Annotated in this window: 10 protein-coding genes; 9 read left to right on the top strand and 1 reads right to left on the bottom strand. The window is 61.4% G+C overall.

Annotated features, from left to right (window positions below; genetic code table 11):
* Positions 1-57 precede the first annotated feature (57 nt).
* Together Q8X51_RS12450 and Q8X51_RS12445 are read left to right on the top strand one after the other, a co-directional pair.
* On the top strand, positions 58-1,401 hold the full coding sequence (locus Q8X51_RS12450; RefSeq protein ID WP_315872395.1) for a sensor histidine kinase: 1,344 nt from the start codon (positions 58-60) through the stop codon (positions 1,399-1,401).
* Between the two features lie 40 nt (positions 1,402-1,441).
* Entirely contained in the window at positions 1,442-2,791 is a 1,350-nt protein-coding gene (locus tag Q8X51_RS12445; RefSeq protein WP_367246332.1) for a CoA transferase, read from the top strand.
* A 104-nt stretch (positions 2,792-2,895) separates the two neighbouring features.
* On the opposite strand, the gene arcD (Q8X51_RS12440) is transcribed toward Q8X51_RS12445, so the two are convergent.
* Positions 2,896-4,323, bottom strand: coding sequence for an arginine-ornithine antiporter (gene arcD / locus Q8X51_RS12440; RefSeq protein WP_065925911.1), 1,428 nt, complete (start codon positions 4,321-4,323; stop codon positions 2,896-2,898).
* A gap of 442 nt (positions 4,324-4,765) precedes the next feature.
* On the opposite strand from arcD (Q8X51_RS12440), the gene arcD (Q8X51_RS12435) reads away from it, so the two are divergent.
* The 7 genes from arcD (Q8X51_RS12435) to gcvH all read left to right on the top strand — a co-directional run bounded on the left by arcD (Q8X51_RS12435) (position 4,766) and on the right by gcvH (position 12,366).
* Positions 4,766-6,193, top strand: coding sequence for an arginine-ornithine antiporter (arcD, locus tag Q8X51_RS12435; protein ID WP_065925910.1), 1,428 nt, complete (start codon positions 4,766-4,768; stop codon positions 6,191-6,193).
* Between the two features lie 24 nt (positions 6,194-6,217).
* Complete coding sequence (gene arcA, locus Q8X51_RS12430) at positions 6,218-7,474, top strand: arginine deiminase (protein WP_027605560.1); 1,257 nt, start codon at positions 6,218-6,220, stop codon at positions 7,472-7,474.
* Positions 7,475-7,486: 12 nt separating this feature from the next.
* Positions 7,487-8,497 (top strand): ornithine carbamoyltransferase, encoded by a 1,011-nt coding sequence (locus Q8X51_RS12425; protein ID WP_015885593.1) that lies wholly within the window; start codon positions 7,487-7,489, stop codon positions 8,495-8,497.
* A 148-nt stretch (positions 8,498-8,645) separates the two neighbouring features.
* A complete protein-coding gene (arcC, locus tag Q8X51_RS12420) occupies positions 8,646-9,575 on the top strand; it encodes a carbamate kinase (protein WP_065925908.1) in 930 nt (309 codons plus the stop codon).
* An 18-nt stretch (positions 9,576-9,593) separates the two neighbouring features.
* Positions 9,594-9,956 carry a DUF5064 family protein gene (locus Q8X51_RS12415; RefSeq protein ID WP_065925907.1) on the top strand — a complete coding sequence of 121 codons (363 nt, stop codon included), beginning with the start codon at positions 9,594-9,596 and terminating at the stop codon, positions 9,954-9,956.
* A 209-nt stretch (positions 9,957-10,165) separates the two neighbouring features.
* Positions 10,166-11,674, top strand: coding sequence for a sigma-54-dependent transcriptional regulator (locus tag Q8X51_RS12410; protein ID WP_407693904.1), 1,509 nt, complete (start codon positions 10,166-10,168; stop codon positions 11,672-11,674).
* A gap of 308 nt (positions 11,675-11,982) precedes the next feature.
* Entirely contained in the window at positions 11,983-12,366 is a 384-nt protein-coding gene (gene gcvH, locus Q8X51_RS12405; RefSeq protein WP_027605554.1) for a glycine cleavage system protein GcvH, read from the top strand.
* Positions 12,367-12,374 lie beyond the last annotated feature (8 nt).

Below are 12,374 nucleotides of genomic sequence, written 5' to 3'. Positions count from 1 at the left end.
TAACACTCCCAGCCCAGTGGCCACCACCACTGGGCTTTTCCTGTTTGAGGGTTTCCTGTGCGTTCATTGTTCTGGCGCATCCTGGCCAGTTTCTGGCTGGCCATCGCCTTGGTTGCCGGGTTGTCGATCCTGCTTGGGCACATGCTTAACCAGGATGCCTGGATTCTCAGCCGCCACCCCGGCCTCAATAACCTGGCGCAAGAGTGGACCCAGCTCTACGAAACCCAGGGTGAGGATGCTGCCCAGGACCTGCTGCAACAGCGCAAGCGCCAGTACCACATCGACGTGCAAGTGCTCAACGAAAGCGGCGAGCCGGTGGTGCGCGGCACCTTCCCGCGCCGCGCCGCCGCCTTTGAAGCCCGACAGAACGACAGCAAGGAAGGCCATCTGCCCTGGCGACGCCTGACCGCCGAGTACACCAGCGAGAAGACCGGCGACACCTACCTGTTGATCTACCGCATCCCGCACCCGGAGCTGGACGAGTGGCACCGCAGCAGCCTGGCATGGCCCTTGAGCGCACTGACGATTGCCCTGGTGGTACTGACCTTGTTCAGCCTGTTCGTCACCTTGTCCATCACCCGCCCACTAAGCCGCCTGCGCGGCGCCGTGCATGACCTCGGCCAGGCCACCTACCAGCAGAACAGCCTGGCGCAACTGGCTAACCGCCGCGATGAGTTCGGCGTACTCGCCACCGACTTCAACCGCATGGGCGCACGCCTGCAAAGCCTGATCGGCAGTCAACGCCAGCTGCTGCGCGACGTGTCCCATGAGCTGCGCTCGCCCCTCGCGCGCCTGCGCATCGCCCTGGCCTTGGCCGAGCGCGCCAGCCCCGAAGAACGGGAAAAACTCTGGCCACGCCTGACCCGCGAATGCGACCGCCTGGAAGCGCTGATCAGCGAGATCCTGGTGCTGGCCCGCGTCGATGCCGACAATGCCAGCGCCGAAGACATCGACCTCATCCCCCTGCTCAAAACCCTGCAAAAGGATGCCCAACTCAGCGCGCCGGACCAGGTGGTGCAACTGAGCACCGACGCAGACCTGCAACTGAAGGGCTGGCCGACCATGATCGAACGGGCTGTGGATAACCTGCTGCGCAATGCCCAGCGCTTCAACCCGCCGGGGCAACCGATCGATTTGCACGCCCAGCGCCAGGGCGAACGTATCCTGATCAGCGTGCGCGACCATGGCCCCGGCGTGGACGCCGAACACCTGAGCCAACTCGGTGAACCGTTCTACCGCGCTCCCGGCCAGACCGCCCAAGGCCACGGCCTGGGCCTGGCGATCGCGCGACGCGCGGCCGAACGCCACGGTGGCAGCCTGATCCTGGCCAATCACCCAGCCGGTGGTTTTATCGCCAGCATCGACCTGCCGTTGGAACCGGGAGTTGTCACGCCGGTGTGATGATCTTCTATAGTGGCCCCTCTCTTACGGAGGGCCTTTGATGACTGACCTGCTGACTCCCATCCAAGCCGCACTCGATCTACCCCACACCCCGCTGACCTTCACCGAGGCTGGCGCCCTGCCCTCGACCTTCGCTGTCACCGAGCTGGCCAGTGCCAGCATCGGCGCCGCCGGGCAGGCCGTCGCCCAGTTGATCCGGCAACAGACCGGGCGCCAGCCCGAGGTGAGTGTGGACCGACGCCTCGCCTCTTTCTGGTTCTCGTCCTCGATCCGCCCGCTGGGCTGGCAAGTGCCACCGTTGTGGGATCCGGTGGCCGGCGATTACGCCAGCGCCGATGGCTGGATTCGCCTGCATACCAACGCGCCTCATCACCGTGCCGCCGCCGAGCGGGTGCTGGGCAAGGTCGCCGACCGCGCCGGGATGGCCGGCAAGGTCGCGGCGTGGAACGCGGCAGAACTGGAACAGGCGATTGTCGACCAAGGTGGCTGCGCCGCGCAGATGCGTGCCTGGCAAGCCTGGCAGCAACATCCGCAGGGGTTGGCGGTGAACGCCGAGGCGCTGGTCCAACGCCAGACCTTCGAAACCACGACCGACAAACCCTGGCACGGTTCGCTGGCACGCCCGCTGGCCGGCCTCAAGGTGCTGGACCTGACCCGCGTATTGGCCGGCCCGGTGGCCAGTCGTTTCCTTGCCGGCCTCGGCGCGGATGTACTGCGCATCGACTCACCCACCTGGAACGAACCCGGCGTAGTCCCGGAAATGACCCTGGGCAAACGCTGCGCGCGCCTGGACCTGAAAACGCCCGAAGGTCGGCGGGTTTTCGAGCGTTTGCTCAGGGACGCCGACATCCTGTTCCACGGTTACCGCGCTGACGCCCTGGAGCATCTGGGCTACACCGCCCCCGAACTGCAACACCTCGCCCCAGGCCTGATCGACGTCAGCCTCAACGCCTACGGCTGGAGCGGCCCGTGGCGTAATCGCCGGGGCTTCGACAGCCTGGTGCAGATGAGCAGCGGGATCGCCGAGGCCGGCATGCTCTGGAAACACGCGGATAAACCGGTGCCACTGCCGTTGCAGGCGCTGGATCACGCGACCGGGTATCTGATGGCGGCCAGTGCGATTCAGGCGCTGGGCGAACGGCTGCAGTCGGGGCGCGGTGGTTCGGCGCGGTTGTCGTTGGCACGCACCGCAACGTTACTGGTGCAAGCAGGCCAAGTGCCCGAGCAACCGTCGTTGCGCGAGGAAGAACCAGGGGATCAAGGCCTGGTCGTCGAACAGACCGCCTGGGGCCAGGCCCATCGGCTGCTGCCCCCGCTGACTATCAGCGGTACGCCATTGCAATGGGATTTGCCGGCGGGAGAATTGGGCTCCCACCGGCCTCAATGGTGACTTGACGGCCGCTATCGGCAGCAAGCCCCCCACACTTTGATGGGTGAACATATTCAAAATGTGGGAGGGGGCTTGCTCCCGATGAGGCCAGTACCGTCACCCCATCACAACGACAACACCCCGCTGTACAACCCATACGCCGCCAGCCCTGCACCGGCGATCACGCAGCTGAAAATGCCTTTCTCAACGTGGGTAAACAACGGCTGGCCCTGTTCGCGCTTGGCCAGGGCGAACAGGATCACGCCCGGCGCATACAGCAGCGCCGACAGCAGCAGGTATTTAAGGCCCCCGGCGTAGAGCAACCATACGGCGTAACCCAGGGCGATCAACCCCACCAGCAGGTCCTTGATGCGATGGCGGTGGGCACCTTCATAGGTTTCACCACGCCCGCTCAGCAACACCGCGTAAGCCGCCGACCACAGGTAAGGCACGAGGATCATCGACGACGCCAGGTAGATCAGGGTGGTGTAGGTGCTGTGGGAAAACAGCGTGATCACCAGGAAGACCTGGATCATCACATTGGTCAGCCACAAGGCGTTGACCGGCACCTGGTTGGCATTTTCCTTTTTCAGGAAGGCCGGCATGGTCTTGTCATGGGCGGTGGCATAGAGGATCTCGGCACACAGCAGCGCCCAGGACAACAAGGCCCCCAGCAGCGACACGGCCAGGCCGATACTGATCAGCAACGCGCCCCAGGGACCGACGATATGCTCGAGCACACCGGCCAGGGACGGGTTTTGCAGGCCGGCCAGCTCCGCCTGGCTCATGATGCCGAGGGACAACACATTCACCAGCACCAACAGCGCCAGCACGCCGAGAAAGCCGATCACCGTGGCCCGCCCCACGTCCGCGCGCTTCTCGGCCCGCGCCGAATACACACTGGCGCCTTCAATGCCGATAAACACAAATACCGTGACCAGCATCATATTGCGCACCTGGTCCACCACACTGCCCAATTGCGGCTTTTCCAGGCCCCAGATGTCAGCCGTGAAGATATCGGCCTTGAACGCCACGGCGGCGATCACCACGAACATCAGCAGCGGCACCAGCTTGGCCACGGTGGTGATCTGGTTGATGAACGCGGCTTCCTTGATCCCGCGCATCACCAGGAAATGCACGGCCCACAGCAGCAACGATGCGCAGCCGATGGCCACCGGCGTATTGCCTTGGCCGAACACCGGGAAAAAATAGCCGAGGGTGCTGAACAGCAACACGAAATAACCGACATTGCCCATCCACGCGCTGATCCAGTAACCCCAGGCCGACGAAAAACCCATGTAGTCGCCGAAACCCGCCTTGGCGTAGGCGTACACCCCGGAATCCAGTTCCGGCTTGCGATTGGCCAAGGTCTGGAAGACAAACGCCAGGGTCAGCATGCCCACGGCGGTGATCGCCCAACCGATCAACACCGCGCCCACCTCCGCGCGCGCGGCCATGTTCTGCGGCAACGAGAAGATCCCCCCGCCAATCATCGAGCCCACCACCAAGGCAATCAGGGCGCCAAGCCGAAGTTTCTGGGCCGGTTGAGACATGCAGACTCCTGAATAAAATTTGAGCGGACAACCATGCACTCAACTAATTAACTCAGCGAGTGTAGCGTTTATTAAAGACAGCGATAAAACCGCCACGCTCATAACTCAGCGGCATGACAGTTTGCATAGTTTAGGCTTATTTAGATTTTAAATACGCCGAATACTTTGTCGCTTCCAAGCTCTTTATTGTCGCCATTGCGAAAAGTTTGCACATTCAGGAAAACGGGCTAGTTTCAAACGTCCATACGCAGCACTAAATGATTGACCAAACCGCAGAGATCGCTCTGGAAAGCGCCTTTGCGCGGAAAACTATTGCCCACGACTTTCCAGTCTAAGTCATTAATTCACAATGGAATGTGCCAATGAAGTGATCTGAGTCAGCTGTTTGATTAGCGCACGGAATTATTCTGTGGTCTCTCTTCTCCTGCATTGGAGTTATGCGATGTCTGAATCTCCCGGAAAACTTCGATTGGGTGCACTGGTTGCACTTGTCGTCGGCTCAATGATTGGCGGCGGGATCTTCTCTCTGCCGCAAAACATGGCCGCCAGTGCCGATGTTGGCGCGGTATTGATCGGTTGGGTAATTACCGCCGTGGGCATGCTGACCCTGGCCTTCGTCTTCCAGACCCTGGCCAATCGCAAACCTGATCTGGACGGCGGCGTCTACGCCTACGCCAAGGCCGGCTTCGGTGACTACATGGGCTTTTCGTCGGCCTGGGGTTACTGGATCAGCGCCTGGCTGGGCAACGTCGGTTACTTCGTCCTCCTGTTCAGCACCCTCGGTTACTTCTTCCCGATCTTTGGCGAAGGCAATACGCCTGCGGCGGTGATTGGCGCGTCGGTCTTGCTGTGGGCCGTGCACTTTCTGGTGCTGCGCGGGATAAAGGAAGCGGCGTTCATCAACCTGGTGACCACCGTCGCCAAGGTGGTGCCGCTGGTGCTGTTCGTGTTGATCGCCGTGTTCGCCTTCAAGCTGGACATTTTCACCGCTGACATCTGGGGCGTGAAGAACCCGGACCTGGGCAGCGTGATGAACCAGGTGCGCAACATGATGCTGGTCACCGTGTGGGTGTTCATCGGTATCGAAGGCGCGAGCATCTTCTCGGCACGCGCCGAAAAACGCAGCGACGTCGGCAAGGCCACCGTGATCGGTTTTATCACCGTGCTGCTGTTCCTGATGCTGGTGAACGTGCTGTCCCTGGGCATCATGACCCAACCGGAGCTGGCCAAGCTGCAGAACCCGTCGATGGCCGCCGTGCTGGAGCATGTGGTGGGCCACTGGGGTGCGGTGCTGATCAGCGTCGGCTTGATCATCTCGTTGCTGGGTGCGCTGCTGTCGTGGGTGCTGCTGTGTGCGGAGATCATGTTCGCCGCCGCCAAGGACCACACCATGCCGGAGTTCCTGCGCAAGGAAAACGCCAACCATGTGCCGGCCAACGCCCTGTGGTTGACCAACGCCATGGTCCAGATATTCCTGGTGATCACGCTGTTTTCCGCCAGTACCTACCTGTCGCTGATCTACCTCGCCACCTCGATGATCCTGGTGCCTTACCTGTGGTCGGCGGCCTACGCGCTGCTGCTGGCGGTACGCGGCGAAACCTACGAAAACGCCCTCAAGGAGCGCAGGAAGGACCTGTTTATCGGCGCGGTCGCACTGATCTACGCGGTCTGGCTGCTCTATGCCGGCGGCACCAAGTACCTGCTGTTGTCCGCCCTGCTCTATGCCCCCGGCGCGATCCTGTTCGCCAAGGCCAAGCATGAACTGGGCAAACCGATTTTCACCAACGTCGAGAAGCTGATTTTCGCCGCAGTCGTCATTGGCGCCCTGGTGGCTGCCTATGGCCTCTACGACGGCTTCCTGACTCTGTAACTGATGTTCACTGGAGGATCTGTAATGACCACGGAAAAAGTGAAGTACGGCGTACATTCCGAAGCCGGCAAACTGCGCAAAGTCATGGTGTGCTCCCCAGGCTTGGCCCACCAGCGGCTGACCCCTAACAACTGCGATGAACTGCTGTTCGATGACGTGCTCTGGGTAGCCCAGGCCAAGCGCGACCATTTCGACTTCGTGACCAAGATGCGCGAACGGGACATTGATGTGCTGGAAATGCACAACCTGCTGACCGATATCGTTGCCAACCCCGAAGCCCTGGACTGGATCCTGGAACGCAAGATCACTTCCAACACCGTGGGCCTGGGCCTGGTCGAGGAAGTCAGCTCCTGGCTGCGCAGCCTTGAGCCGCGCAAGATCGCCGAGTTCCTGATCGGTGGCGTGTCAGCCGATGACCTGCCGAGCAGCTTCGGTGGCAAGACCATCGAGATGTTCCGCGACTTCCTCGGCCACGCCAGTTTTATCCTGCCGCCGCTGCCCAACACCCAGTTCACCCGCGACACCACCTGCTGGATCTACGGCGGCGTGACGCTCAACCCGATGTACTGGCCGGCGCGACGCCAGGAAACCCTGCTGGCGAGCGCCATCTACAAATTCCACCCCGAGTTCACCAACGCGGACTTCCAGATCTGGTACGGCGACCCCGACCAGGAACACGGTGCCGCCACGCTGGAAGGCGGTGACGTCATGCCGATTGGCAATGGCGTGGTGTTGATCGGCATGGGCGAGCGTTCGTCCCACCAGGCCATCGGCCAACTGGCGCGCAACCTGTTCAAGAACAAAGCGGTGGAACGGGTGATCGTTGCCGGTCTGCCGAAGTCCCGCGCGGCGATGCACCTGGACACCGTGTTCAGCTTCTGCGACCGCGACCTGGTGACCATCTTCCCCGAAGTGGTCAACCAGATCGTGCCCTTCACCCTGCGCCCTGACGAAAGCAAACCCCACGGCATCGACATTCAGCGGGAGAAAACCAACTTCCTCGAGACCGTGGCCGCAGCGCTCAACCTCAAGGCCCTGCGCGTGGTCGAGACCGGCGGCAACAGCTTCGCCGCCGAACGCGAGCAGTGGGACGACGGCAACAACGTGGTGGCCGTGGAGCCTGGCGTAGTGATCGGCTACGACCGCAACACCTACACCAACACCCTGCTGCGCAAGGCCGGCGTGGAAGTCATCACCATCAGCGCCGGTGAACTCGGCCGTGGCCGTGGCGGCGGCCACTGCATGACCTGCCCGATCATCCGCGACCCTATCGACTATTAAGGAGATTCCATCATGGCTTTCAATATGCGCAACCGCAGCCTACTGTCGCTGATGCACCACACCACCCGCGAACTGAATTACCTGCTGGATCTGTCCCGCGACCTCAAGCGCGCCAAATACACCGGCACCGAGCGTCCGCACCTGCAAGGCAAGAACATCGCGCTGATCTTCGAAAAAACCTCGACCCGCACCCGGTGCGCCTTCGAAGTGGCGGCCCACGACCAGGGTGCCCACGTCACCTATATCGACCCGGTGTCGTCGCAGATCGGCCACAAAGAAAGCATGAAAGACACCGCCCGCGTACTCGGTCGCATGTTCGACGCCATTGAATACCGTGGCTTCGAGCAGGAAATCGTCGAAGAACTGGCCAAGTTCGCCGGCGTGCCGGTGTTCAACGGCCTCACTGCCGAATTCCACCCGACCCAAATGATCGCCGACACCCTGACCATGCGCGAGCACAGCGACAAGCCGCTGCATGACATCAGCTACGCCTACCTGGGCGACGCGCGCTACAACATGGGTAACTCGCTGCTGATGATCGGCGCCAAGCTCGGCATGGACGTGCGCATCGGCGCGCCGAAAGCCCTGTGGCCCCATGAAGACTTCATCAAACAGTGCCAGGCCTTCGCCGAGGAAAGCGGCGCGCGCATTACCATCACCGAAGACCCGAAAGAAGCCGTCAAGGGCGTGGACTTCATCCACACCGATATCTGGGTGTCCATGGGTGAGCCGGTGGAAGCGTGGGACGAACGCATCGAGCAACTGCTGCCGTACCAGGTCAACGCCAAGATGATGAAAGCCTCGGGCAACCCTCGGGTGAAATTCATGCACTGCCTGCCGGCGTTCCACAACAGCGAAACCAAGGTCGGCAAGGACATCGCCGCACGTTATCCGAACCTGGCCAATGGTGTGGAAGTGACCGAGGAAGTCTTCGAGTCACCGGCCAACATCGCCTTTGAGCAGGCGGAAAACCGCATGCACACCATCAAGGCGATCCTGGTGTCGGCACTCGCGGATATCTAAACCCTGCTGCGATCCCACTGTAGGAGCGAGCTTGCTCGCGAAAAATTCAAGGGCACCGCGTTCATTCAGGATGGGCGCGTTATCGTTGACCTCCTTCGCGAGCAAGCTCGCTCCTACAAAGGATTACGAGCTCTAGAAGGATTGCAATATGCGCATCGTCGTAGCCCTGGGCGGCAACGCCCTCCTGCGCCGTGGTGAACCCATGACCGCAGACAACCAACGCGCCAATATCCGCATCGCCACCGAACAGATCGCCAAGATCCATGCCGGCAACGAACTGGTCATCGCCCACGGCAATGGCCCGCAGGTCGGCCTGCTGTCGTTGCAGGCGGCGGCCTACACCAGCGTTTCGCCGTACCCGCTGGACGTGCTCGGTGCCGAGACCGAAGGCATGATCGGCTACATCATCGAACAGGAACTGGGCAACCTGCTGGACTTCGAAGTGCCGTTCGCCACCCTGCTCACCCAGGTGGAAGTGGACGCCAAGGACCCTGCCTTCCAGAACCCGACCAAGCCCATCGGCCCGGTGTACTCCAAGGCCGAAGCGGAAAAACTCGCCGCCGAGAAAGGCTGGGCCATCGCCCCGGATGGCGATAAATATCGCCGCGTCGTGGCCAGCCCACGGCCCAAACGTATTTTCGAGATTCGCCCGATCAAGTGGCTGCTGGAAAAAAGCGCCATCGTGATCTGCGCCGGTGGTGGCGGTATCCCGACCCTGTACGGTGAAGACGGCAAGCTCAAAGGCATCGAAGCCGTGATCGACAAAGACCTGTGCTCCTCGTTGCTGGCCACGCAACTGGACGCCGATTTGCTGGTGATCGCCACCGACGTCAACGCCGCTTTTATCGACTTTGGCAAGCCGACCCAGAAAGCCATCGGCCAGGCCCACCCCGACGACATGGAAAAACTCGGCTTCGCCGCCGGTTCCATGGGCCCCAAGGTGCAAGCCGCCTGCGAGTTCGCCCGCCAGACTGGCAAAACCGCGGTGATCGGTTCACTCTCCGACATCGAAGCCATCGTCCAGGGCAGCGCCGGCACACGCATCAGCACGGCGACACCTGGCATCACCTATCTGTGAAGTAGAGGAGATACGCCTATGGCCACCTTTGAACCCGGTCACCTGCACGTCGAACGTCACGCGCTGAACAAGGACGACTACAGCTACAACCTGTGTATCGACTACGAAGTCAGCCAGGACCCAAAGGAAGGCAAGGGCATGCTGTTCAAGCTGCACGGCTCGGTGCAGGGCAAGGACCTCAAGGAAGAGTTCTTCTTGCCCAAGGACCAGGCATTCGACTTTGCCCGGCATGCGATGAACATCGCGCAGAAGTATGGGATGCCGAAAATGGCAGTGCTCAATGGCTCGATGCACAAACAGTACGACCTGATGTTCGAGGATGTACGGCATCAACTGGATGTGAAATCCGGGGACCCGATCAAACCTGAACACTTGGAGTAACCCGGTAGGACTGACACAACACTGTGCAAAATGTGGGAGGGGGCTTGCTCCCGATAGCAGGGTGTCAGTCAGCTTATTTTCAGCTGACACACCGCCATCGGGAGCAAGCCCCCTCCCACATTTTGATCTCCATTATTTGTCAGATTTCACCTGTGCCCCGCTCCAAGGCATACTTGCCGCCTCTCGCTCCCCAGAATTGTTAGCGCCCCATGCGTATCCACGTCAGCTTCATCGACCGCGTCGGCATTACCCAGGAAGTCCTGGCCTTGCTCGGTGGGCGCAATCTCAACCTGGATGCGGTGGAAATGGTGCCGCCCAACGTCTATATCGATGCGCCGACCCTCAGCGCCGACGTGCTCGAAGAGCTGCGTGACGCGCTGTTCAGCGTGCACGGCGTACAAGCGGTGACGGTGGTGGACATCCTTCCCGGCCAACGCCGCCACCTGCAACTCGATGCCCTGCTGGCAGCCATGACCGACCCGGTGCTGGCCCTGGACAGCGCGGGCAAGATCCTGCTGGCCAACCCGGCGCTGATCGCGCTGTACGGTCGCGAACCGGCCGGGGAAAGTATCGCCGAGCTGTTCGATGACTCGGCCTTGCTGGACACCTTGCTGGAAAACGGCTTTCGCCTGCCCCTGCGTGAAATCAGCGTCAACGGCCAGACGCTTTTGCTCGACGCCACGCCGATCACCGATGCCGGCGCCCTGCTCACCCTGTACCAACCCAACCGCATCGGCGAACAACTGTCGGCGCTGCACCACGATCATGCCGAAGGCTTTGATGCGCTGCTGGGCGAATCCCCGGTGATCCGCACCCTCAAGGCACGCGCACAACGGGTGGCCGCGCTCGATGCGCCGCTGTTGATCCAGGGCGAAACCGGCACCGGCAAGGAGTTGGTGGCGCGGGCCTGCCATGCCATCAGCGCGCGCCACAGTGCGCCGTTTTTGGCGCTGAACTGCGCGGCGCTGCCGGAGAATCTCGCCGAAAGTGAATTGTTCGGCTACGCCCCCGGCGCCTTTACCGGCGCCCAACGCGGCGGCAAGCCGGGGCTGATGGAGCTGGCCAACCAGGGCACGGTGTTTCTCGATGAAATCGGCGAAATGTCGCCCTATTTGCAAGCCAAGCTGCTGCGTTTTCTCAACGACGGCAGCTTCCGCCGGGTCGGCGGCGACCGCGAAGTGAAGGTCAATGTGCGCATCCTCAGCGCCACCCACCGCGACCTGGAAAAAATGGTCAGCGAAGGTACCTTCCGCGAAGACCTGTTCTACCGCCTCAACGTGCTCAACGTCGAAGTGCCGCCCCTGCGTGAGCGCGGCCAGGACATCCTGCTGTTGGCCCGCTACTTCATGCAACAGGCCTGTGCGCAGATCCAGCGCCCGGTGTGCCGCCTGGCGCCCGGCACCTATCCGGCGCTGTTGGGCAACCGCTGGCCGGGCAATGTGCGCCAGTTGCAGAACGTGATCTTCCGCGCCGCCGCCATCTGCGAAAGCAGCCTGGTGGACATCGGTGACCTGGACATCGCCGGCACCTCCGTGGCCCGCCAGAACGACGGCGAAGTCGATAGCCTGGAACAGGCCGTCGAGGACTTCGAGCGCAGCCTGCTGGAGAAACTCTACGTCAGTTACCCCTCGACCCGGCAGTTGGCCAGCCGCCTGCAAACCTCACACACCGCCATCGCCCACCGCTTGCGCAAGTACGGCATTCCAAACAAGCCCTGACTCGCTGCATGGAATGCATTTCCAAGTTTTGGTCTGAGAACGACATCCGCTGTACTGAAAGCGCTACAGTGGAACGATTTCGCTACAGCCCTGCTTTTTGCGCGCCATGCAAGGCTTTGATCCACATAGGCTTTTTTTCCCCGGCCTGACTGTAGCGAAATCGCTACAGCTAAACCGCATAAGCCTATACCCATATTTATTAACTTATTGATTTATAACGGATTAATAAGGTTGGCCGCGATATTGCTAAGCAACTCCCCATTATTCCAATCCCGCCCACCAGACGATTCTGGCCCTGAGGAGTTTCCATGAGCGAGTTGCGTTTCACTGAAGATCACGAATGGCTGCGCGCCGAAGCTGACGGCAGCGTCACCGTGGGTATCACCGCTTTCGCGCAGAACGCGCTCGGTGATGTGGTTTTCGTGCAACTGCCGGAGTTGCAGGCCTATGACAAGGGCGCTGAAGCGTCCACGGTTGAATCGGTCAAGGCCGCCAGCGGCGTGTACATGCCGTTGGACGGTGAAGTGCTGGAAGTGAACGCCAAGCTCGATGGCAGCCCGGAACTGGTCAACGAAGACCCGCTGGGCGAAGGCTGGTTCTTCCGCTTTAAACCGGCCGATGCCGGTGCAGTCGCTAAACTGTTGGATCAGGACGCGTACGACCGCCTGATCAAAGCCAACGCCGAAGCCTGAGGAGCGCG

It is taken from the genome of Pseudomonas sp. Yb2C2 (genome assembly GCF_052112325.1).
GTDB lineage: Bacteria > Pseudomonadota > Gammaproteobacteria > Pseudomonadales > Pseudomonadaceae > Aquipseudomonas > Aquipseudomonas marginalis.
Note: the sequence above shows the minus strand (reverse complement) of the source record. Positions and strands in the feature narration are given on the sequence as shown.